General features: G+C 39.6%; 18 protein-coding genes. 9 read left to right on the forward strand and 9 right to left on the reverse strand.

Going from position 1 to position 23,262, the window contains the following annotated elements; all coding sequences use genetic code 11:
* Positions 1-7: 7 nt before the first annotated feature.
* The 3 genes from HGR01_RS03500 to HGR01_RS03510 all read right to left on the reverse strand — a co-directional run bounded on the left by HGR01_RS03500 (position 8) and on the right by HGR01_RS03510 (position 1,219).
* Complete coding sequence (locus HGR01_RS03500; protein ID WP_045872044.1) at positions 8-292, reverse strand: TMEM165/GDT1 family protein; 285 nt, start codon at positions 290-292, stop codon at positions 8-10.
* Positions 293-336: 44 nt separating this feature from the next.
* Positions 337-765, reverse strand: a complete 429-nt coding sequence (locus HGR01_RS03505; RefSeq protein WP_045872045.1) for a TMEM165/GDT1 family protein — start codon at positions 763-765, stop codon at positions 337-339.
* 103 nt (positions 766-868) lie between these two features.
* Positions 869-1,219, reverse strand: a complete 351-nt coding sequence (locus HGR01_RS03510; RefSeq protein ID WP_045872046.1) for a YkgJ family cysteine cluster protein — start codon at positions 1,217-1,219, stop codon at positions 869-871.
* A gap of 410 nt (positions 1,220-1,629) precedes the next feature.
* Here HGR01_RS03510 and psb30 point away from each other — a divergent pair, with 410 nt between their 5' ends.
* Positions 1,630-1,752 carry a photosystem II reaction center protein Ycf12/Psb30 gene (gene psb30 / locus HGR01_RS03515; RefSeq protein ID WP_045872146.1) on the forward strand — a complete coding sequence of 41 codons (123 nt, stop codon included), beginning with the start codon at positions 1,630-1,632 and terminating at the stop codon, positions 1,750-1,752.
* Positions 1,753-1,860: 108 nt separating this feature from the next.
* Here the strand turns inward: psb30 and HGR01_RS03520 are convergent, their stop codons facing one another.
* Positions 1,861-3,984, reverse strand: a complete 2,124-nt coding sequence (locus HGR01_RS03520) for a single-stranded-DNA-specific exonuclease RecJ (protein WP_045872047.1) — start codon at positions 3,982-3,984, stop codon at positions 1,861-1,863.
* Positions 3,985-4,212: 228 nt separating this feature from the next.
* Here HGR01_RS03520 and HGR01_RS03525 point away from each other — a divergent pair, with 228 nt between their 5' ends.
* The 4 genes from HGR01_RS03525 to HGR01_RS03540 all read left to right on the forward strand — a co-directional run bounded on the left by HGR01_RS03525 (position 4,213) and on the right by HGR01_RS03540 (position 14,865).
* Positions 4,213-10,470, forward strand: a complete 6,258-nt coding sequence (locus HGR01_RS03525) for an ATP-binding sensor histidine kinase (RefSeq protein WP_045872048.1) — start codon at positions 4,213-4,215, stop codon at positions 10,468-10,470.
* An 866-nt stretch (positions 10,471-11,336) separates the two neighbouring features.
* The gene (locus HGR01_RS03530; RefSeq protein ID WP_045872050.1) at positions 11,337-12,785 is read left to right on the forward strand and encodes an MFS transporter; all 1,449 of its coding nucleotides are present in this window, start codon (positions 11,337-11,339) and stop codon (positions 12,783-12,785) included.
* Between the two features lie 275 nt (positions 12,786-13,060).
* Positions 13,061-13,330 carry a hypothetical protein gene (locus tag HGR01_RS03535; RefSeq protein WP_045872051.1) on the forward strand — a complete coding sequence of 90 codons (270 nt, stop codon included), beginning with the start codon at positions 13,061-13,063 and terminating at the stop codon, positions 13,328-13,330.
* A 209-nt stretch (positions 13,331-13,539) separates the two neighbouring features.
* The gene (locus HGR01_RS03540; protein WP_045872052.1) at positions 13,540-14,865 is read left to right on the forward strand and encodes a DNA cytosine methyltransferase; all 1,326 of its coding nucleotides are present in this window, start codon (positions 13,540-13,542) and stop codon (positions 14,863-14,865) included.
* Here HGR01_RS03540 and HGR01_RS03545 read toward each other — a convergent pair.
* The gene (locus HGR01_RS03545; protein WP_045872053.1) at positions 14,860-16,059 is read right to left on the reverse strand and encodes a hypothetical protein; all 1,200 of its coding nucleotides are present in this window, start codon (positions 16,057-16,059) and stop codon (positions 14,860-14,862) included. The genes HGR01_RS03540 and HGR01_RS03545 overlap by 6 nt on opposite strands.
* Positions 16,060-16,314: 255 nt before the next feature.
* Between HGR01_RS03545 and HGR01_RS03550 the strand changes: the two genes are divergently transcribed.
* Complete coding sequence (locus tag HGR01_RS03550) at positions 16,315-16,968, forward strand: hypothetical protein (protein WP_045872054.1); 654 nt, start codon at positions 16,315-16,317, stop codon at positions 16,966-16,968.
* Here the strand turns inward: HGR01_RS03550 and HGR01_RS03555 are convergent.
* Entirely contained in the window at positions 16,946-17,962 is a 1,017-nt protein-coding gene (locus tag HGR01_RS03555) for a CHAD domain-containing protein (RefSeq protein ID WP_045872055.1), read from the reverse strand. The genes HGR01_RS03550 and HGR01_RS03555 overlap by 23 nt on opposite strands.
* A 300-nt stretch (positions 17,963-18,262) precedes the next feature.
* Between HGR01_RS03555 and HGR01_RS03560 the strand changes: the two genes are divergently transcribed.
* The gene (locus tag HGR01_RS03560; RefSeq protein WP_096622005.1) at positions 18,263-19,342 is read left to right on the forward strand and encodes a DUF3616 domain-containing protein; all 1,080 of its coding nucleotides are present in this window, start codon (positions 18,263-18,265) and stop codon (positions 19,340-19,342) included.
* On the opposite strand, the gene HGR01_RS03565 is transcribed toward HGR01_RS03560, so the two are convergent.
* On the reverse strand, positions 19,272-19,532 hold the full coding sequence (locus HGR01_RS03565; RefSeq protein ID WP_264265360.1) for a hypothetical protein: 261 nt from the start codon (positions 19,530-19,532) through the stop codon (positions 19,272-19,274). The genes HGR01_RS03560 and HGR01_RS03565 overlap by 71 nt on opposite strands.
* Before the next feature lie 3 nt (positions 19,533-19,535).
* Entirely contained in the window at positions 19,536-19,940 is a 405-nt protein-coding gene (locus HGR01_RS03570) for an NIL domain-containing protein (protein WP_045872147.1), read from the reverse strand.
* 190 nt (positions 19,941-20,130) lie between these two features.
* Between HGR01_RS03570 and HGR01_RS03575 the strand changes: the two genes are divergently transcribed.
* Both HGR01_RS03575 and HGR01_RS03580 read left to right on the forward strand, forming a co-directional pair.
* Complete coding sequence (locus tag HGR01_RS03575) at positions 20,131-20,721, forward strand: thioredoxin family protein (protein WP_045872056.1); 591 nt, start codon at positions 20,131-20,133, stop codon at positions 20,719-20,721.
* Positions 20,722-21,079: 358 nt separating this feature from the next.
* The gene (locus HGR01_RS03580) at positions 21,080-21,844 is read left to right on the forward strand and encodes a tRNA(His) guanylyltransferase Thg1 family protein (protein ID WP_045872057.1); all 765 of its coding nucleotides are present in this window, start codon (positions 21,080-21,082) and stop codon (positions 21,842-21,844) included.
* Here HGR01_RS03580 and HGR01_RS03585 read toward each other — a convergent pair.
* Positions 21,828-23,078 carry a PQQ-binding-like beta-propeller repeat protein gene (locus tag HGR01_RS03585; RefSeq protein WP_045872058.1) on the reverse strand — a complete coding sequence of 417 codons (1,251 nt, stop codon included), beginning with the start codon at positions 23,076-23,078 and terminating at the stop codon, positions 21,828-21,830. The two genes, HGR01_RS03580 and HGR01_RS03585, sit on opposite strands and share 17 nt — an antisense overlap.
* Between the last annotated feature and the right edge of the window lie 184 nt (positions 23,079-23,262).

Here is a 23,262-nt window from a genome sequence, read left to right on the forward strand (position 1 = left end):
AAAGCTATTAAGCTGATTCAGAATCGTTAAATAACAGCAAGCGTGCTGCGAGTATGGCAAATCCTACAGCCGCGATCGCTTTTAAAACACGGGTGGGTAAAAATTCTGCCACTGCTCCCCCGGCTAATGCTCCTAGTAAGCTAGTTAATACTAGAGCGATCGCAGTAGCAAAAAAGACAGCGCGACGAGACTGAGTGCGTCCCGAAAGCGCGATCGCAGCTAACTGACTTTTATCACCTAATTCTGATAAAAAAACTGTAATAAAGCTTAGTCCTAAAAGATGCCAATCCATAATTAATTGAGATAAGGGAACTGTTGACTGTTAACTGTTGGTTATTAACCCATGATTACATCCCAAAAGAGCATGATGGAAATTAGCAATAACATCACACCTGCTGATGTCTCTACGGTTTTGGGACTGAGTCGCTTGGCTATCCAGCCTCCTAACAGTACGCCTAATAAGCTGGTTGTAATCAATGCAGCTGCAGAACCCATAAACACTAACCAAGGTGCATGAGATTCTGCACTCATTAATAAGGTAGATAGCTGAGTTTTATCACCAATCTCAGCGAGAAAGATGGTGACAAAGGTAGTACCAAAAATAACTAATACTGATTCTGGCTTTTTTGGGCTATCCGCTACTACAGGCTGAAGTGGCTCAATGGTTGCAGTCGTTAAGTTAATATCGGTACTGTCTTTTAGTTCGGGCTGGTTTTCAGTCTGAGATCTGACAGAAAGGCTTAGAGGTGCAGAATCAAGTTTCACAGGCAGTATATTTGGATTACTAGATTGTTTTCATATTCTTCTCATTTTCTCAGATTGTTGTAATAAATTGCAACTAGTGTTTAGCCATAGTTACAAATTTCATCTAAAAACCGACTTCTTTATTGAAACGAATGAGTTCCAAGCTGCGATCGCCATATACTCCTTCTATCTGTTGACGACAGCAGTCAATCGCAAAATCATTTAACTCTTCTGGTTCAATACCATACATATCTTGAAATATCTCTGCTTCCACACGACAGAAGCGCGGACGATTGGCGTAAATCCGACATTCTCGGGTTATATGGTCAAAATTAACGCACCATCCACCTTCACCTACCATGCTCATATAAAGTTCCAGTTCTGCGGGTGAAAGATACTCTTCTATATCTGGACGATCTGCTGGATCGAGATTACAGCAGGCTCCACATTGTTTTATACATTGCCAAGTTGCCATGATTTGTTATTTGTCCTTTGTTATTTGTCATTTGTCATGAGGTAATGGGTAATTGGTAATTGGTATTTCTCCCTCATCTCCCTCAATACTTGTCGGTTAAGGGTAAAAGGGGAAGGGGAAAAGGGGCAAGAAAAAACCTTTAACCCTTACCCTTTCACCTTTTCCCCAAACCAAATTTCAACTTGAAAATCCTTAACCGAGCAGTATTGTCATCTCCCTCATCTCCCTCATCTCCCTCATCTCCCCAATCCCCAATCCCCAGTCCCCCACTCTTACATTTTTATTTCTTTTTTTATAATTTTGTTAAGTAAATTAAATCTGGCGCTCCTTCGCCGGATATGATCGATACCGGGTTTTGCAATTGCAGTTATTGAATTTTTTAAGACAATTGGGAGGAAACAATGTTTGGATTGTTTGATGCTCTAGCCAATATCAATTGGGAAGTTATTTTTCAACTACTGTTTGTTGGGCTGATTGTACTTGCTGGGCCTGCTGTAATTTTTGTTTTAGCATTTCGCAACGGCGACCTGTAAAACTGCTGATTGCTGAGTTACAAGTGCTGAGTATTGTGTGAAAAAGTTTGAGTTGTAGAAGATTGTAGAATTCCCAACTCTAACTTAAAATAACCAAAAACTCAGGACTCAGGACTTGGAACTCAGCACTGACAAAGCCTGAAGCGCAGCTTGGATGATGTTGTCATATTGTGGTTCACAGACATCAACCTCTTTGGCATCTTCACGACTGTTACCTAGCAAACCGATTGTATGCCCTGGTTGCATCACTAAGACTTTGCCTTCAGAATTTTTAATTCTTAATTCTGGTAAGGAATTTTGTTGAAAGATACCACAAGTGTAATGGCGCTGTTTGTACTCAAAGCTGGTTGTTAAAGGACGAGTTGAGGAACGGAAAAACAGGTGAGATTGCGTTGTTAGCCGCACACCTATTAGTTCCATTTCAATAGCGGTATTGCCATTAAAATGATTTTCTCGCAGTTTATAAGCTACATCCACTCGCGAAGGTAGGGGATAGTAGTCGCGCCAACGCCAAGCGATCGCCTTAATTTTATACTGTTGCTGCTCGATAGTTTGGGCTAGTGTGAGTTTAATATGACCTTTCCCGACTATTTGTTGCTCAACTACTTGCACATTCGGAGTCCAGAACACTGGATCAGGGTTATCGATACCGCAAGGATGCAGAGTATTAAGCTGTTGATAAAGCTGGTGATTGATTTCACTAAAATTGACTTCGGTATCAATTTTTAGCAGTGGTTTGAGGTGCTGGGGTTCCAGACATTGATTTGCAAACTCAATTAAACGCGATCGCAGTTTTGCTAAATTTGGCGCTGGTAAAGAAAATCCGCCGGCGGCTTTATGTCCGCCAAATTTACCTAGTAAGTCATGACAAGCTTGTAAGGCTTCAAATACGTTAAATTCGGGAATTCCCCTAGCTGAACCGCGAATATGGGTTTCATCTTCGTATGTACCAATAAATACTGGCACACCGTAGCGTTCCACCAAACGAGAAGCGACAATCCCAATGACACCATGATGCCAGTTTGGTTGCACAACAACTAATACTCTATCTTGGGGGAGTGATGTGATAAATTCAGTTTCTACGTAAGCGATCGCTTCTTGTTCAATTTGCTCGCACATTTCCTGGCGCTGTTGGTTTACAGATTCGCACTGCATTGCTCTTTCCAGCGCTATCCCCATATCATCTGTAGTCAGCAAATCAATCACAATCTGCGGATCGCCAATTCTACCAATTGCATTAATTCTCGGCCCCAGTTTAAAGCCAATGTCCTCTGGCTTTAACGATTTTGGATTTTGGATTTTGGATTTTGGATTGGTATCAATTTCTTCTGAATTTTGAATTTTAAATTTTGAATTTTGAATTGCTTCCCTCGCTTGAACTCCAGCCATTTGAATTAAGGCTTGTATTCCAGGTAAATGGGATTTGGGTAGGAGTTGTAAACCGCGTTTTACCCAGCGACGGTTTACGCCGGTTAAGGGTGCTAAATCTGCGATCGTTCCTAAGGTAAATAGTGCAAGCATCGGCTGGATTAACCCTCTAGTTTCGCCTAGCTGTTGTGCGAGAGATACCGCCAAGATATAGGCGACACCTACACCCGCAACACCGCGATAGGGTGAAGATTCAGCGATTAATTTGGGGTTGAGAATGGCGTTAGCTGGTGGTAATTGTTGCGGAATGTCGTGATGGTCGGTGACAATTACCTTTAATCCTAGTTCTCTGGCTCTAGCTATGGGTTCAACTGCGGAAATCCCATTATCAACAGTGAGAATTATCCCCACACCTTCGCTGTGGAATTCTTCGACAATTCGTTTATTAATGCCATAACCATCATGCATCCGGCTGGGGATAGCGTAATCAACTTTCGCACCCAAAGCTCGGAGATTCCGCAACAGTAAAGCCGTGCTAGTCATCCCATCTGCATCATAATCACCGCAAATAGCAATTTTTTCTGATGAGGCGATCGCATTTTGCAATAACTCTACACTCAGCGCTAAATCGGGAAATTCTTCTAGTGGTGCAGGTAAAATTAACGATTCTGGTTCTAAAAAGGCTTGTGCTGCGTCTAGGGTTTCAATACCCCGGTTAATCAAAAGCTGGCTGACAATTGGAGAGATATTGTTGTAATTAGACAGCTTTTGAGCAAATTCGTCCTTTTGGGGATAAATTTGCCAACGCTGATTCGGTAAGCGCCTGCGAGGTTTTGATGTTTCTGAACGAGCAATGTCTAGCACAATCAAAGTTACAAGGTTTTCTCTAACTCATAGCGTAAAGTGATTTTACTAGTTTTTTTCCTCATTCATAAAAAAATGTAAAAGACTAAATAGCCTTTCTCGTTAGTCTATATCTAGTTGATGGGAATACTAAATTTGTCTAAACCCTCTCTGTAAGGCTTGTCATCAGCTAATTGTTGCGAAAGCCTAGAGAAGCAAAAATCAATTTGCATTACATGGTAAGTAGAAATGCCTGCTGAGAACTTTAAACCCATCATCCCAGGATATCAAATTGGCTCTCAACTCTATATTGGCTCCAGAACTAGAGTCTATCGAGCTATCCGGGAGCAGGATCAACTTCCAGTGGTAATTAAACTTCTTGCCTCTCAATATCCCAGCTTTAACGAATTGCTGCAATTTCGTAACCAATATACTATCAGCAAAAATTTTCAGATTCCCGGTATTATTCATCCTTTATCATTAGAACCTTACGATAACGGTTATATTTTGGTGATGGAAGATACAGGAGGGATTTCTTTACGAGAATATATCAAAACAGTTAATCTCTCTTTAAAGGAATTTTTGGCTATTGGTATTCAATTAGCCAATATTATTGGATATTTACACAATCAGCGTGTCATTCATAAAGATATAAAACCCGCAAATATTCTCATTCATCCTGAAACAAAACAAATTCAAATTATCGACTTTAGTATCTCTTCATTACTTCCTAAAGAAACCCAAGAAATTCAAAATCCCAATGTCTTAGAAGGAACTCTCGCTTATATTTCTCCCGAGCAAACAGGCAGAATGAATAGGGGGATAGATTACCGCAGTGATTTCTATTCTTTGGGTGTAACATTTTATGAGTTATTAACCGGAGAATTACCATTTCTCTCTGACGATCCCATCAAATTAGTGCATTCTCATATTGCAACAATTCCTAAAAAATTAGGAAACAGGGAACAGGGAACGGTGAATAGAGAGGAAGTTCCGCAAGTAGTGGCGGATATTGTGATGAAGTTGTTGGCGAAAAACGCTGAAGATAGATATCAAAGTGCATTGGGATTAAAGCATGATTTAGAAACTTGTTTAGCACAACTCGAAGATACAGGAGAAATTAGATATTTTGAAATTGGGCAACGGGATGTGTGCGATCGCTTCCTGATTCCCGAAAAATTATATGGGCGAGAAACAGAAGTTTCTACCTTGCTGCAAGCTTTTGAGCGTGTCGCTAATGGTACATCAGAAATGATGCTGGTGGCAGGATTTTCAGGTATTGGTAAAACTGCAGTAGTTAATGAAGTCCACAAGCCAATTACCCGTCAGCAGGGATATTTCATTAAAGGTAAATTTGACCAATTTAATCGCAATATTCCCTTATCAGCTTTTGTGCAAGCTTTACGCGATTTAATGGGGCAATTGTTGTCAGAATCGGACACGCAACTACAAACATGGAAAGCGAAATTTTTGGATGCTGTTGGAGAGCATGGACAAGTTCTCATTGAAGTAATCCCAGAACTAGAAATCATTATTGGCAAACAACCCCCTGCACCAGAATTATCAGGAAATGCAGTACAGAATCGGTTTAATTTATTGTTTCAAAAGTTTATTGGCGTTTTCACTAATAAACAACATCCATTAGTGATATTTTTGGATGATTTACAGTGGGCAGATTTAGCTTCTCTACAGTTAATTAAACTGGTGATGGGAGACAATGGACATCTATTATTATTAGGTGCTTATCGAGATAATGAAGTTTCCTCAGCACATCCTTTGATATTAACAGTAGAGTATCTGCAAAAAACGGGAACAACAATTAATATAATTACCCTGGCACCTCTAGCTTTAAGTGATACGAATTTGTTGGTTACTGATACGTTGCAATGTTCCATCCAGCAAGCGCAATCACTGACAGAATTAATCTATCGCAAAACCAAAGGTAATCCATTTTTTATTACGCAGTTTCTCAAAGCATTACACGAAGATGGACAGATTACCTTTAATCATCATCAAGGTTATTGGGAATGTGATATTGCTGAAATTAAAGCGCTATCTTTCACTGATGATGTTGTAGAGTTTATGGCGCAGCAATTGCAGAAATTGCCGAGTGAAACGCAAAATGTGTTGAAGTTAGCCGCTTGTATTGGTAACTCGTTTGATTTAGCAACTTTGGCAATTGTTTCTCAGCAATCTCAAATTCATACCGCTACAGCTTTATGGAAAGCCCTACAAGAAGGGTTAATTCTGCCAACGAGTCAGATTTATAAATTCTTCCAAGCAGAAATTACAGAACCAACTTTGGGAGAGCAATCTATTAATTTGACTTACCGCTTTTTGCACGATCGCATCCAACAAGCTGCATATAAACTAATTGCTGAAGATGATAAACAAGCAACCCATCTGACAATTGGGGAATTATTGTTATCTAACACCCCAGAAACCCAACTAGATGCAAATATCTTTGAAATTGTCAACCACCTAAATATAGGCATTGAGTTGATTACTCAGGCAGATAAAAAACTGGAATTAGCCCGACTGAATTTAATTGCAGGATGTAAAGCCAAAAATGCGATCGCCTATGATGCGGCGGTGAAATATTTCACTCAAGGAATTGATTTACTACCCCCTACTGCTTGGACAGTACATTACAAATTAACCCTAAATTTGCATCATGAGCGTTTGGAAGCCGCTTGTCTGAACACAGACTTTGACAAGCTAGCAGCATGGGGTGACATTGTGTTGCAATCTGCTGCTTCTCTCTTGGACACCATCAAAGTCCATGAAACAAGAATGACGGCATTCCGCTCTCAAGGTAAATTTCTTCAAGTAGTTGAGACTGGGTTGCAGGTGCTGAAATTACTGGGTGTGGAATTTCCTCAAGAGCCAACTATGGCAGATATTGGTGCAGCAGCCGCGCAAACAAGGCAACTTTGGCAAGGGCGCGCACCCTTGAGTTTGCTAGACTTGCCAGTGATGAGCGATCTGCAGCAACTAGCAGCCATGCAAATCCTCACAAAACTTGTGCCATCAGCCCACATTGTTGCACCTCTACTTTTACCACTACTCATCTTCAAGCAAGTTGAGATGTCTATAGAGTGCGGTAATTCATCGATTGCCATTTTTACCTATGCTGACTACGGGTTGATTCTTTGTGGCGTAATGGGAGATTTAGATGCGGGATATGAATTTGGGCAAGTGTCATTAAAGTTACTAGAGCAATACCAAATTCCCGCATTCAAAAGTAGAGCTTACTTTATTGTCAACAGTTTTATTCGCCACTGGAAAGAACCCTTGAGTCAGTCTATTCCATTTTTATTGGAAGGCTACCAGAGTGGTTTAGAAACCGGAGATTGGGAATGCGTAGCGCTGAACCTGGTGTCATACGGTCAGTACAGTTATTGGAGTGGTCGAGGATTAAATGATTTAGCTGAGGAAATGGAGGCTTATCGGCAAGCCATCAGCCAAGTTAAACAAGATGCAACGTTAAAATATCATGAGTGTTACCAGCAAGTGATTATTAACTTACTGGGAAGGGTAAAAGTTGCCTATGATTTGCAGGGAACAGTCTTTAACAAAAGCGAGGCCTTAACCCACTTGCAAGCGATGAATGACCAAACAGGGTTATTTCATGTTTCTCTAAATCAAACCATTCTCTATTATTTGTTTGGCAAATACGAATCGGCTTTGGTACAAACAGCCCTAGCAGAACAGTACAGTCATGCTGGCATTGGGTATTTTATGGTTGTTGTTCAAGTCTTCTATGATGCCTTAGTTCATCTGGCAAATTATGCTGAAGCTTCTCCACAACAGCAGTCTGCAATTATTGAGCGAGTCAATAACCATCAAGCAAAACTCCAAAACTGGGCAACTCATGCGCCATGCAATCACCAACATCGTTGGGAATTAGTAGCAGCAGAACGCGATCGCATTTTGGGGCAATTTACTGCTGCGATGGAGCATTATGAATTAGCCATTAATGGCGCAAAAACTCACGGTTATTTGCAAGAAGAAGCACTCAGCAATGAATTAGCAGCTAAATTTTACCTGGAATGGGGTAAACAGAAGGTAGCCGCAGGTTATATGCAAGAAGCTTACTACTGCTATGCCCGTTGGGGTGCAAAAGCCAAAACTGATGATTTAGAAAATCGCTATCCCAATTTACTGCGCCCTATTCTGCAGCAAACAGTACAAAGCCTCAATCCTCTAGAAACCTTAGCTTCAATGACTGCGCTGAATGTCTCGATTCATAACTCCACAAAAAATAACAACTCATCCAGCAGTATCAATAATGCTCTAGATTTTGCCGCCATCCTGCAAGCTTCTCAAAGTTTGTCCAGTACGATTCAACTGGATGAACTCATGTATCAACTTACTCAGATGATTCTGCAACATTCTGGGGGCGATCGCTGTGCTTTAATTTTGCCTGATAGTCATGGAAAATGGCAGGTGCGAGCCGTTGCTACACCAGAAACCACAGAACTTTGTACTGAACTCTTAGAAGGAAATCCTCACTTCCCCCTCAAACTGATCCAGTACGTCAAAAATACCCAAGAAGTTGTAGTCATTGACGAACTCAAAACCAATTTACCTGTAATTGATGAATATTTGAATCAGCGACAACCAAAAAGTTTGCTGTGCTTGCCAATTCTTAATCAAGGACATTTAATTGGGATTTTATATTTAAAAAATCGCTCCACTAGCGGCGTGTTTACGAGCGATCGCATTTTGCTGCTCAACTTTCTTTGTACCCAAGCGGCAATTTCTCTAGAAAATGCCCGTCTTTATCAAGATTCGCAAAAATATGCCCAAAAATTAGAAAAATCCTTAGAACAGTTAAATCTTAGCGAAAACCGCTTTCAAAAATTAGCTGATAACATACCAGGATTAATTTATCAGATTCGCATTCAAGCTGATGGTTCATCTTCCATCTCCTATGTCAGTTCTGGATGTCAAACTCTGTACGAAGTCGCCCCAGAAGATTTGATGTCAGGAAAATACAGCTTGCGTGATTTTGAACATCCCGACGATCGCGCAGAGGCTTTTCGCGCCTCGATGGAATCAGCAAAAAATCTCACCCCATTTCATCACGAGTGGCGGATTATTACACCCAATGGCAATATCAAGTGGGTAAAAGCAGCTTCTCAACCAGAACGTAGGGAGGATGGCGAAATGGTATGGGATGGTATTGTGATTGATATTAGCGAACAGCAAACAGCACTTCATGAACGCAAACTTGCTGAACAACAACAACAGAGACTGTTAGGGATTTTGGAAGCTACCCCAGATATTGTAGGTATTGCTGATGCTAATGGTAATAGTCTTTATGTTAATCCTTCTGGACAGAAATTTTGGCAGATGAAAGATAGTGCAGCTGAATTTCACATTGCTAGGGTCACTACACCTACAGTAATGGCATATCTGCAAAATGTTGCTATTCCCACTGCTATCAACCGAGGGACTTGGAGTGGTGAGTCAGCCATTTTAGACTCCCAAGGTAATGAAGTGCCTGTATCTCAGGTAATCATTGCTCATAAAAATGCTGCCGATGAAGTCGAATATCTGGCTACCATTATTCGAGATCTTAGAGAACGCAAACAAGCTGAAGCTGCGATTGAGCAAAAATCCCAGGAACTAGAAACGGCTTTGCAAGAACTGCAAAAAGCTCAATTGCAAATGGTACAAAATGAAAAAATGTCTGCACTAGGTAACTTAGTTGCTGGGGTAGCCCATGAAATGAACAATCCACTAGGATTTATTTCAGCTAGCCTCAAACAAGTTAAACCCACTTTGGATGATATTACCGAACACCTGAAGCTATATCAACAAGCCCTACCCGAACCTGAAGCAGAAATTCTCGATCATGCTGAAGAAATCGACTTGGATTATAGCTTAGAAGACTTACCAAAAATTATCGATTCGATGGTCATAGCTTGCGATCGCTTGAAAAATATTAGCACCAGTTTAAGAACTTTCTCCCGTGCTGATAAAGATTATAAAGTTCCATTTAACATCAATCAAGGGCTGGATAGTACAATTTTAATTCTCAAACATCGCCTCAAAGCTAACGAAAAACGCCCGGAAATTATTGTAGAAACCGAATACGCTAATTTTGCACCTATTGATTGTTTTCCAGGACAATTAAATCAGGTATTTATGAATGTTCTGGCAAATGCTATTGATGCTTTAGATGAATTATTTATCGGTCAGAGTTATGAGCAAATGAAGTTGCGTAATCCTATAATTATCGTCAAGACTGCTATTGATAATTACAATGTCAAAATCTCAATTGCTGATAATGGCAAAGGCATGAGTGAAGAAGTGAAAATGCATATCTTTGACCATTTATTTACTACTAAAGGAGTTGGTAAAGGTACAGGTTTAGGACTCGCTATAGCTAGACAAATTGTTGAAGAAAAACATGAGGGTAAAATTGAGGTCAATTCTGTTTTAGGAGAGGGAACAGAATTTGCAATTTTCCTTCCCATTGCAGATAAATCTAAATAACCACACAACACAAATTCTTGAGAAAAGTATTGCTACAGGCAATACTTGTCGGTTAAGGGGAAAAGGGGCAAGAAAAAACCTTTTCCCCAAACCAAATGAAGAGTTGAAAATCCTTAACCGAGCAGTATTGTTACTACAGGTGCTTGCGAGCGTCATGACAATAAAATTCGGATAAGACACATCGATTGACGTTTAAATCCTGTAGAGACGCGATTAATCGCGTCTCATATCCTACCAAATTGTAAAAATTAGTAAATTTACGGAAAATAGCCCAGCAGTCATGCCTTCCTTCATTAATTCTTTATATAATCCAGATGTTTCTTGTTAAAATATTTAGGGACTTCCAAATAAAAAAATATCCCAGTATGTATTGTGGGGTGGACATCTTGTCCGCCCAGTTTATGTGGCGGGCAAGATGCCCGCCCCACAAGATGGAATAATTTATTTCTGGGAAATCCCTTATATACTTGTATATAATTACTCAAAATATTTATAAATTTTTATTAAAATAACAATGTATAAGTCAGTAAATTAACACCTTATTAATACTGAAAATAAATAGTAATAGTTTTTCAGATTTTTGTCAAAAACTACGTATTGACATAATACATAAGTCATGATTTAAAGAATTCGGCACTGCTTAACCCTCCGGAGATCTGAACTAATCGCAAATATTAGCAGCCTAAATTTTCAAGTAGAACTTGCATACTTGAATTTTTATTTCAAAAGATTTAAAAAATTATCATTCTTCTGGTTGTTACGCAATTGTACTAGCCAGCTTATTGTCAGGTTATAACCACCGACTTAAGTGGGCTACTTTTGACTGCTCTTATTCACTCATCTATCTATATACTGATTTGCCGCTAGTGAAGACTCTATCTGCCTTTACTGAAGAACTTGCAGAACCCTTACCTTCTAAAGAACTGCTGACATCCCTAACTACAGACTCACCGCCGAAAATTTCTCCGCAAGCAACTCGAACTAGCCTGAAAGCATCTACTATAGATGGCGTATTTGCCACAATTTTTTCTAACATTACCAGTGGCGTAATACTGATTAATTTTTTACTTCAGTTGGGCGCTACCCCAGTAGAAATAGGCTTGCTGTCTTCCATTCCCATGCTGGCAAATTTCCTGCAACCAGTGGGAGCTTATTTTGCCGATCGCACTACCAGCCGTCATTGGTATACCTTAGCAATTTTTGGCCCTTCGCGCTTGCTGTGGCTGATTTTAGTAGGGGGAATTGCATGGTTTTGTTACTATCACACCCCACCCCACCAGTTAGTTATCTGGACACTGGGAATAGTTGTAGTCACCAATATTCTCGGAGGTTTGGGTGGTTGCGCCTGGTTTAGCTGGATGGCGGCTTTGGTTCCCCCGCGCTTGCGAGGGCGTTATTTCGGTTTTCGTAATAGTGCTGCTAGCTTGGCTAATTTTTTATCTGTACCCCTGTTGGGATTTGCGGTTTCCGCTTGGCCTGGTGGTGGAATTGAAGGTTTCGGCGTACTTTTGTTACTAGGAGTAGTCATCGGCCTGATCAGTTTAGCTTGTCAATTTTGGATGGTGGATGTCAATCCCCAAGTTTACCGCTTTGGCAAAACTGCGCGCCAAAACTCAGAAAATGCTGAAACTCCAAAACTAAATACATTTAGCATCCTCAAAGATTTCAACTTTCTCAAATTTCTGGTTTATTTTGGGCTGTGGACATTTGCAGTCAATCTCAGCGCCCCATTTTTTAACCTTTATATGCTGCAAAATTTAGGTTTAGACCTCAGTACAGTCACACTTTATAGTAGTTTGATTGCTGGGGCAAACTTACTCATGCTGGTATTGTGGGGTAAGTTGGCTGACAAGATTGGCAATCGTCCCATACTATTGTTAGTCGGCTTTTTAATTGCAGTCACACCTTTATTTTGGTTAGGGGCTGGGAATGACTTCATTTCTGTATGGGTTTGGCTACCACTGATACATATTGTCTGGGGTGGCTTTGGAGCTGCGATCGACTTGTGCAACAGTAATATTCAGATGGAAATGGCACCATTAGAGTCTCCTTCTCAATATTTTGCGATCGCAGCTGCGGTTACTGGTGTTACTGGTGGTTTAGGCTCAACAGTAGGCGGCTTTTTAGCCCAGCTAGATATCATTGGTGGCTTACCTGGATTATTTGCGCTTTCAGCTATAGTGCGATTGATGGCGCTGTTACCTCTAATATTTGTTAGAGAACCACGTAGTAAATCCTTTAGTGATTTGCTAGAAAAAATCTTACCTTGGAAGCCAAAATCAGAGCTTGTTTCCACCGAAAAAATTGCTGCTTAACTAAATTACTCAGCATTAACCTTCATTAGCTAATCCTTCCTGACTTAAGAGGGAAGGATTTCTTTTGGGTGCATCCCAGTTTTTATTTTATAACTAGAGAATTAAGCGTCATTGCGAGGAGGAACGACGAAGCAATCGCATGGATTTATTCCTGGTGAGAGATTTTGCGATTGCTTCACTCCACTTCGTTGCGTTCGCAATGACATTGAAAAAAGTGGGATGCTCCCTTTCTTTTTTTATACAGCATCATGCGAGATAGTTGAGGGGAAAGGCTGATGGTGGAAACAAAAAATGATGCTGAAAACAAATCTGAGAATAATCATGAGATTTTTGCTGACAATCCTTTAACTAATATTTCTTTAGATAATGTTTCTGCAATTGTGGAAGCTTTAAGTAAATTAGACGAGCATCTTCTAAGTTTTGCAGATGAAACATATAATATGTTTGATTTCCGGAATGATGTAGGAATTAAACGCATTATCTCTTATCTTTCAAATCAATTGAATGAGCAAGAGAGATTTGAAATAATGCAAAATGCAAATTAGTTTTAAACAGTTGTGAGGGGTCAGATCCCCGACTTCTTGAAGAAGTCGGGGATCTTGCAACTAGGTAAACTTAATAGGGCAAATTACTACTTGGAGAAATCTTATTTTTAGGGTAAAATGTATTGCTTTAAATTTTTATTATTATAGTTCGTGTAATCGTTGGTTCACGTACCTTTATCAGAGTCCATAGGTCAACGTCTGAATCACAAATGAGACTCAGAACTGATAACTTAGAACTCAGCACTGTTCATCAAAGACCAATTGCAGTTGACTTGTTTGCTGGTGCAGGCGGTATGACTCTTGGGTTTGAACAAGCTGGCTTTGATGTGCTGGCATCTGTTGAAATCGACCCGATTCACTGTGCCATCCATGAATTTAATTTTCCTTTTTGGAAAGTGTTATGCCAAAGCGTTGTAGACACTACAGGGGAAGAAATTAGAAAGCGATCGCAAATTGGCGATCGTGAAATAGATGTGGTAATTTCAGGTAGTCCTTGCCAAGGTTTCTCTCTCATTGGTAAACGCGCTGTTGACGACCCCCGCAACTCTTTAGTATTTCACTTTCATCGCCTAGTTTTGGAGTTGCAACCGAAGTTTTTTGTGATGGAAAATGTCCGGGGCATCACAATTGGCGAACATAAACAAATTCTGCAAACTTTGATTAGTGAGTTTCAAAGTAAAGGCTATCAAGTAGAAGAAAATTACCAAATTCTTAATGCTGCCCATTACGGTGTACCACAAGCGCGAGAAAGATTATTTTTGTTAGGCGCAAGGGAAGATATAGCTTTACCAAAATATCCGCAGCCGATTACTCAAATCGCAAAGCCTCATGATTCTATAAAACCAAATTCATCTCCCTTGCCAATGAGTCCGACCGTATGGGATGCCATTGGTGATATACCAGAAGTAGAAAATTATGATGAGTTACTTGCACAAGATTCAGTATTAGCAGAATATGGTAAACCTAGTAATTATGCTAGGCAACTTCGCTGTATTGAAACTTTAACAAATAATTATTCCTACCCTCGTAAATTTAATTTTCAAATTCTCTCTTCCAGTTTCCGCACCAAACACTCAGATGCAACTAGAGAACGCTTTGCGGCTACAATGCAAGGAGAAAGAGAACCTATTAGTCGGTTTCATAAATTACATCCGGCTGGTGTTTGTAACACATTAAGAGCAGGTACAGATATGTATCGTGGCTCTTTTACTTCTCCTAGGCCAATTCATCCTTTTACACCTAGATGTATAACAGTTAGAGAAGCAGCAAGGCTACATTCTTATCCCGATTGGTTTAGATTTCATATTACAAAATGGCACGGATTCCGCCAAGTTGGTAACTCTGTACCTCCTTATTTAGCTAAGTCTATTGCATCAGAAATTATCAATGTACTGGGTATATCACCATCTCAACCAAACATCATTCAAGAACTTGGGGATGAAAGTTTATTGCATTTTAAGATGTTGGAAGCGGCTAAATATTATGGTGTTAATCCCAAAGTAATGGAGATTATCAGCGATAGTGCAAACTTATAATTGTAAATTTCCGAAAATCTTTTGGTTTTCTCGGCTAGCCACACGAATCGTATAACCCTCTTTGACAGCAATATTCGGTGTCCATTCATAAACTCCATCGCTAGCAGTACGTTTAGCAATATTTTGGATAGTTTTGTTGTTACGATCAGATAATTTAATCGACACATCGCTGTTGATATTGTCTCGCCACAAGATTAAATAAGGTCGATTTTGTTCAACCTGTACTTTACCTGCTGGCTGTTCGATTAATATTTGCGGTACAACCTTTTGAGTTATAGCCTTGCGAACTCCTAGGTAATGGGGTAAATCTCGAAATGTGGGATTTTCTTGAGGATTAGACAGTTGGGGTAAGATAATATCCCCCACTTTAGAATTAAACAAATAAGTGGATCTGCCACCGTCAACGGTTATGATATCTCCTTTAACACCTAACTGGCGTAATAATTTAGCAGCTTCATCCAGAGTTGTTTGATTCACTGTCATAATTAACAGTTGCTCATTACCTGGACGACTATCTTTATTTAAAGTACCGATAACTTGATATTTATTTATTTGATTGTTAGCTAATACTTTCGCGGGATGGTCGCTATATTTATAACTAACGATCGCATTTTTTACTCTTGTTTGATTAAGAGGCGCACCGCTAGCTGGATCATAATCTGTAATATATGCTTGCTTGTCATCCCAAACTAAAGCTTTTAAGCGAATTGTACGATAAAATTCAGATTCTGGTTTCTTAACTGGCCCGTACGGGCTATGACCTCCAGTGATCACTACACCATTAAATTTAATGGGAAAGGATAATTGTGTACTTGATTGGTATTGCTCGAAGAACGAACAATTAATCATGGAAAATACATCATTACCATAGAGTTTTTTATATTCGTCATTTACTTGGGAAAACAATTTATTTTTAAAATAAGGACTATAAATTCCTCCTTCGCCTTTATAATATTTACCTTGACCATTACCCATATTATCAACCTCTCCCACAACTTGGTCTATCCGCATTTTTCGGAGGTCGATTACTTGCAAATATGCTGTATTACCATTGGTTAATTCTTTTTTATATAACCATGCACCATCTATTACATGAAGCGGCTGATAAGAAGCTAGAGGGTTAGAAACTTGGGCTATATAAATACTAGTCAAAAGTGGAATAACAAAAAATAAAAAGCTAATTACAGCATTCATTTGGGTTATTTATAGCAAAAAATAATTAACCCAGATTATACCAATTCCCCAGATGTTGCCAATTGCGTAGGCGTAGCCCGTTGCAGATATCTCAGGGGATAGGATTGAGGACGTACAACCCTTGATAGGAGACAAGAGCCAAAAAATTTAGTATATTTTTCCCCAAGGCTGCATAAAATTGCGATCGCTAACCTATTGATTGAGTGAAGGGGTTGAAACCTCGCAAACACCACTCACATCAACAGGAAAACGATTATGAAAACCCAAATGCTGTTAAGTCTTGCTTGTTCTCTGTCTTTGTTAGGTGCTGTCACAGTTCCCGCAAGCGCCCAACCAACTACAAATGCAGCGCCTCAACCAACTGTGCAACCTCAAGCAGCTAGCCAAGATTTAACCATCCCTCAAGATACAGCAATTATTGTTTCCTTTCCTGCATCTGTTACCGTAGATGTTGGGCAAAAGAAGGATTATCCTTTGACACTTCCCTTGGCTAGTGCAATTAAAGATGCTCAAGGTAATGTTGTCGCACCAGAAAATACTCCCGTTACCATTGTGCTGAAACCTACTGATGGAGGCGCTAAAATTGTTGCCCAATCTTTAGTAATTAATGGGCGCATCGTCTCGATTAAAGCATCAAGTCAAATGATTCCTGGCACTACTATTACTCAAAAGCGCGCTAATGATAAAGCTGTAGAAAATGGTTCTGTTTGGGGTAGACTGACTGGTAGTACCTTGGGCTTTATCAGCAATGGAGATCCTGAACAGTTTGACCGAGGTGCAATGTTAGGAAGCGCTATTGGATTAGTTACAGGTTTGCGTTCCGCAGAAAATACTCGGATTGTGCAGATTCCCCAAAGCAGTGTTTATGTTTTATCTCTAGAAGCTCCTATCCAATTGTCTGGGCGCTAGTCTCATCTTCATTAATAAAGCCAGAGTCTTTGGGATGTAAAATTGTTAAATGAAAACCATGTCTAGTTTCGGTTGTCAGATAACGCTCTTGTAATGGTTGCCACTGTTGCCATAATTTATAGCGATTTTCAGTGAGTAATTTATTCAGTCCATGCACATGAGAATCCATATCTGACTTAAAGACATCCTCAAGCCATTCAGTTAACACCACACTATCTTGCATTGCACCCAAAATATCTTGGATATTTTTTACATCTGCAATATACGCTGCATAGGATTCGTTGTACAAATCTGCAAATAAATCCATTTGGTAGCGGACACGTTTAGCTTGTTTGCGTAAGCTATGAAGTTTTTCGCCTTCATTAGTTAAGTGTTGTTCTACTTTTTTGGCTCCCCAATCGGTGCGGACTTTGAATTGCGATTCCACAATTTCAGTACCCACTAGCCAACCAGGATGCAATAAAAACTGACTCACTTCTGGTAACAGTAAATCTGGTAGAACTTGCTGAATAGTAATCGAAGCTAATTCTTGATAACTGGGTTTTTCTAACCAATCTTCTAAAGCTTGTTTTAAAGACTTATATGAGTCATCTTTTAATGTTGTTTGTACAGTATCTAGTGCGTGTTCACGTTGTTTAGCTAAAGCATCAAAAGCTGTATTTAAATGCTTCTGATCTTTAGAAGATAGCTGTGGTTTATATTCTTTTTCTAGACTTTCTTTGAGTACATCTAAATCTCGGAGATTACCCAGGCGACGAGCAATTTTTCCAATATTTTTATCACTAATTGGCTTAGATAAATCTAAGGCGATCGCAAATCTACTGACAGAGGTACGTAAGCGACGCATTCCTACTCGCATTTGATGCAACGCCTCTGGGTCTTCATCTTTCTTAACTGATTTTTCCCACTTCAATGTTTTCTTATAATGTTTTTCAATCGCCTGATAAGCGTAATCTCCTAGCGTTTGGATTGTGGTATTTGTATCTACTTCCATAAAATATCAACCAATCAGATACCGATGCGGATTATTGCATGATAACATCAGTTAAAAATTTGCCTATATAACTTTTGATATTTGTTTAAGCAGTTCTTCATAGAAAAGCTGCAGATAATTAAAAATTTTGATTTTTTTATCAATTTTTTTTAAATAGCACAATTATTGCACAATGATTATGGTTGCGATCGCTCATTTTTAAATCACAATTCTCAGTTATCAATATAAATACAAAACTAGTATTGATTACAACATTAATTAGTTAATGTCAATTCGTACAGTACTTAGGCAAAATGTAATATGCATAACTCTAATTTAATAGAACCAATATTTTTGACATTTACAGAAAGTTTCCAAAAACACAGAACAGACCTTTCAGCATTACTATTAACTCCTGACAAGTATCTCTGGGTGGGATCTGATGAAAGTTCTACCCTGGAAAGACTTTCTTTAATTGATGGTAAGAATTTTGGCGACCATCAACAATTTCGCGTGGCAGAATTTATTAGTTTACCTGCGCCAGAAAGCGAGGAAATTGATATTGAAGGGCTAGCTTATGCCGATTATTACTTATGGCTGGTTGGTTCCCATAGCTACAAACGTAAAAAACCAAAAACCAAAAATACCGATGTCAAAAATATTCAAAGATTAGCAACTGTTACCTCAGAACCTAACCGTTATATTCTTGGCAGAATTCCGCTTGTAGATGGAAAATTATTCTCATCTTGTCCACATCCACAAAACCCAGATGTGCAGTTAAGTGCTGCCAAACTAGAATGTATTAACCAGAGTAATTTGCTAATGACAGCCTTAGCAGGCGATCCTCATTTAGGCTTATATATTCAAGCAGCTGTTCCCGGTAAAGACAATGGTTTTGATATTGAAGGAATCAGCATTTATCAAAATCGAATTTTTCTAGGTTTACGAGGGCCAGTATTACGAGGTTGGGCTGTAATTTTAGAAATTGAATTAGAAAAATCTACCCCAGGATTGATGACATTACGACAAATAGGTGATGTACAAAAAGGGTATAAAAAACATTTTCTGTGGTTGAATGGTTTAGGAATTCGAGATTTAGCTTTAGATGGTGAAGACTTATTGATATTAGCCGGGCCGACGATGGATTTAGATGGCCCAGTGCAACTTTATCGCTGGCAAGGTGGCGTAAATGTAGCCGAAAATATTTTAAGCTACCCAGAGTTTGTGCAAGATATTCCCTATGGTAATCGCGAGGATCATGCTGAGGGGATGACGCTATTTAATGATATTACTGGTAAACCTTCATTGCTGATAGTTTATGACTCCCCAGCTAAGAGTCGGTTAGTAGGAGAGAGTGGAGTAATAGCAGATTTGTTGAGTTTGGTAATGAGTAATGAGTAATGAGTAATGAGTAATGAGTAATGGGTAATGAGTAATGGGTAATGAGTAATGGGTAATGGGTAATGAGTAATGAGTAATGAGTAATGAGTAATAAGTAATGAGTAATGAGTAATAAGTAATGAGTAATAGTAACTTCTCCCTCATCCCCCTCATCTCCCTCATCTTCCAGTCCCCAGTCCCCAGCCCCCAATCCCTAGAGATTAGTAGAAATTGCTTGCACCGGACAGGTAGGTATACACTGTTCACAGACAATGCAGCGCGATCGCGTGAATGTCAGCTTATATGTTTCTGCATTGAGACTCAAAGCTTCAGTGGGACAAACCCCAGTACATAAACCGCAGTGAACACAGGTATCCTCATCAATAACAATTTCCCCTAAAGTGTGAGAGACATTAATATTTTGCGATCGCATCCACTCAATCGCCGCATCTAACTGATCGATATCTCCCAATAATTCCACAACCAGCTTACCAATTTGATTTGGGGCAACTTGGGCACGGATAATATTAGCCGCAACATTAAATTCCTTAGCCAGTCTATAGGTAACCGGCATTTGTATAGCACGTTTGGGAAAAGTGAGAGTAACTCGTTTTTTCACAGGCTTGGCAGAGACTCTTGTCTGTTCTAGGGTATCTTTAATTTTGGGCATTGGGCATGGGGCATTGGGCATTGGTAATTGGGTGTTTGTTATTTCCCCTAGTTCCCAGTCCCCAGTCCCCAGTCCCCAACCCCCAGCCTTCAGTTAAACTGAAAGATGATAATGCTTAATAAGATTTAATAATTTTGTTATGACTAAAGATTCACCAGTGAATATTCCAGCAAAGCCGGAATCTACAGCAGCTGCGCGGGTAAGAAATTTTTTAATCGCCCTAGTAGCGATCGCACTCAGCGTTGCTTTAGTTGTAGGATTGCGAAGTGAGACAACTTCGGCTTCTTTGAGTAAGTTAGATGAAGCCTCTACACCCTTAGAAGTAGCTATTACTAACGGTAAGCCTTCACTGGTAGAGTTTTACGCTGATTGGTGTACTGTCTGCCAAAAAATGGCACCAGATATGACTGAGTTAAAACAGCAATATGCTGACAAACTAAACTTTGTCATGCTGAATGTGGATAACACCAAATGGCTACCAGAAATGCTGAAATATCGGGTGGATGGCATTCCCCATTTTGTATTTTTGGGTAAGAATGGTGAAACCATAGCGCAAGCAATTGGAGATCAACCACGGGCTGTTATGGCTAGTAATTTAGAGGCTTTAGCAACAGATTCATCTCTACCTTATGCCCAACTTAGCGGCCAGGTTTCCAAATTCTCCGCACCAGTTGCACCAAAGGCTAGCCAAGATGATCCGCGTAGTCATGGTAGCCAGGTAGTAAATTAGTAATTCGTAATTCGTAATTCGTAATTCGTAATTCGTAATTAGGTGTGGGTTGAAATATGCTCAACTTAATTACGAATTTTTTTATCCAATAATTCAATCTTGGCAAGGCATAGTTAAGTTTTCTGTATTACATATAAATTATTGATGCTGTACCTCTAATGTTATTTATATATACCTTTATCAGGTCACAACAATTTTGTAACCTCAAAATAATGTTGGCTAGAAATTTAGTTTAAGAAAGATAATAATTCAAAATTTGTCGTTACCCTTTATTTTCTTTACTCTTAATTACGAATTACGTAGCGCTTTGCGCTTCCCGTAGGGTATTACGAATTACGAATTATTTAGGAGTTGAATCTTGAAATTTGATGAACTAGATAACCGGATGCGGGTGTTTGAGACAGCACACGATCATTGTGTGCTACCCGGAATTTATATAGTTGCGAGATTAGATGGACGTGGCTTTACTCGACTGACAAAAGAAGTACATCAATTTGAGGCTCCCTTTGATAGCTACTTTCGAGATTTGATGGTGGATACTGTCGAACATTTGATGAATTGCGGCATTGATATCATCTATGGTTATACCCAAAGTGATGAAATATCTCTACTTTTTGCGCTAAATGAAAATACATTCAACCGTAAATTAAGAAAACTCAACTCAGTTTTAGCAAGTGAAGCTAGCGCTAAATTTTCTTTATCGCTGAGTGCTTTAGCCTGCTTTGATTGTCGAATTTCTCAGCTTCCTAATCAAGAAGAAGTAGTGAATTATTTTCGCTGGCGGAATGAGGACGCTCATAGAAATGCGCTGAATGCTCATTGCTATTGGTGTTTGCGTCGAGAAGGGCAAAATGCAACTCAAGCAACCAGCATGATGAAAGGTTTATCTGTTGCTGAAAAAAACGAGATGTTATTTCAACACGGAATTAATTTCAATCAAATTCCTAACTGGCAAAAACGCGGTGTAGGGCTGTATTGGGAAAAATATGAAAAGCAAGGATTTAACCCAGTTAAGGGAGAAATTGTACCTGCACTACGGCGACGCATTCGGCGAGATTTAGATTTAGCGATGAAGGATGAATATAGCCAATTTATTGCCAAGTTAGTTAGTACTGATTCATAAGTTTTGTGGAGGGTGTTAAAGTCTGTACATCAAAACAAGCGATCGCACCTTCAGTAGTAGTCACATACAGCCTATTTTCCCACAGACGCATATTCAGAACGGCACCGCAACCAGTAGGATTGATGGAAAAGCGATCGCTTCCCATACGGAAACAATAAAGATTAGCTTGGCAATCACCTGCATAAACTAATTTTTTATCTTCAGAAATCGCACAGGCGTAAACTGCTGTTTTACAGGTGGCGATAACTTTACTCTCAGTTTGCCGAATTTTTAGATCCCCAACTTTCGCTAATTGATAAATTGTGCCGTCGCTGGTACCAACAATGACTTGCTGTGCAGTCAACTGTCCGCACAGAACTGCTGCTGTTGTCTGATTTTCCCAAATTATCTTGCCTGTCTTGGGATGATAGCAAGTAACACCACGACTATGCCCATGATAAATTGCTTGGTCATCAGCAGCTAAAAACCAACCCTGCCGAGTTGCAGTTTTTTGTTGCCATAATACCTGCAAGTTAGAGTCGAGGGAAGTTAACTGTCCATAAATATCTAAAACTAAAAGATGATCGCTGTGGAGAGTTAAAGCCGAGATTGTAAAGTTATAAAAATGTGGCACGCTACGATTACGTGCATTGTAAATTGACTGCGGCAGTTTGGCGATCGCATCATATATCTGCCCATCATCACAACTAGCATAAAGATGGCGATCGTCTCCTACCAAACAGCGCACATTCTGAGAAAGCTTGTGCTGATAGGAAAATTGCCCTTGATGATCCAAAGCCAAAATCAAACCATCGCGATTACCCAGCCAGCAACCTTGCTGATTCACCCATAAACCAAAAGCGGGAACCTTCCACAATCCTGCAGGATTAGGCGGGATATATTTCCACAAAGCTGCAAGAGGGTTGGAAGCAGGTTTTTCGCGTGTAGCGTTGTAGCCAATCGCTTTCGCCTCCGCATAAAGAAAATTATGCAGAGATTGCCAATTTGGACTATGTAAAAAGCGGTCAAAATCGGAGAAACTTGGATATTCAATCGCAAAAAATTCTACATCTGCCAGTTCTGGGAAGTCACTGACATTCAGTAATTCTTTACGGTTATAGGTTGAGCCGAAATTATACGCAAATGATTGGGGGCTTTCTCCAGGTATCGGCAACAGCATCAAACCAATGAAAGTTGCCATCTCAGGACTTTGGAGTAAAAAGCGATCGCCACCTTGATGAACGATAAATGCCATTTTTTTATACCAGCTTTTCGACTCTATTATTCCCAGCTGATGATCAAAGAAGAATAAAGAATTTCTCCAATCAAGATGAATTGTGAAGCAAACAAGGGATAAATAAAGATAGTTCCCAATACTACTCGGTTAAGCATTTTGAACTCAAAATTGCTTGAGGAGAAAAGGTTAAGGGTGAAAGATT

Origin of the sequence: Tolypothrix sp. PCC 7712 (assembly GCF_025860405.1) — a bacterium.
GTDB classification, from domain to species: Bacteria; Cyanobacteriota; Cyanobacteriia; order Cyanobacteriales; family Nostocaceae; genus Aulosira; species Aulosira diplosiphon.

Coding starts and splice junctions, on each gene's coding strand:
- HGR01_RS03585 (WP_045872058.1), bottom strand. CDS start 23,078: ATGGCATTTATCGTTCATCAAGGTGGCGATCGCTTTTTACTCCAAAGT.
- HGR01_RS03575 (WP_045872056.1), top strand. CDS start 20,131: ATGACTAAAGATTCACCAGTGAATATTCCAGCAAAGCCGGAATCTACA.
- HGR01_RS03555 (WP_045872055.1), bottom strand. CDS start 17,962: ATGGAAGTAGATACAAATACCACAATCCAAACGCTAGGAGATTACGCT.
- HGR01_RS03535 (WP_045872051.1), top strand. CDS start 13,061: ATGGTGGAAACAAAAAATGATGCTGAAAACAAATCTGAGAATAATCAT.
- HGR01_RS03500 (WP_045872044.1), bottom strand. CDS start 292: ATGGATTGGCATCTTTTAGGACTAAGCTTTATTACAGTTTTTTTATCA.
- HGR01_RS03550 (WP_045872054.1), top strand. CDS start 16,315: ATGAAAACCCAAATGCTGTTAAGTCTTGCTTGTTCTCTGTCTTTGTTA.
- HGR01_RS03510 (WP_045872046.1), bottom strand. CDS start 1,219: ATGGCAACTTGGCAATGTATAAAACAATGTGGAGCCTGCTGTAATCTC.
- HGR01_RS03545 (WP_045872053.1), bottom strand. CDS start 16,059: ATGAATGCTGTAATTAGCTTTTTATTTTTTGTTATTCCACTTTTGACT.
- HGR01_RS03560 (WP_096622005.1), top strand. CDS start 18,263: ATGCATAACTCTAATTTAATAGAACCAATATTTTTGACATTTACAGAA.
- HGR01_RS03540 (WP_045872052.1), top strand. CDS start 13,540: ATGAGACTCAGAACTGATAACTTAGAACTCAGCACTGTTCATCAAAGA.
- HGR01_RS03525 (WP_045872048.1), top strand. CDS start 4,213: ATGCCTGCTGAGAACTTTAAACCCATCATCCCAGGATATCAAATTGGC.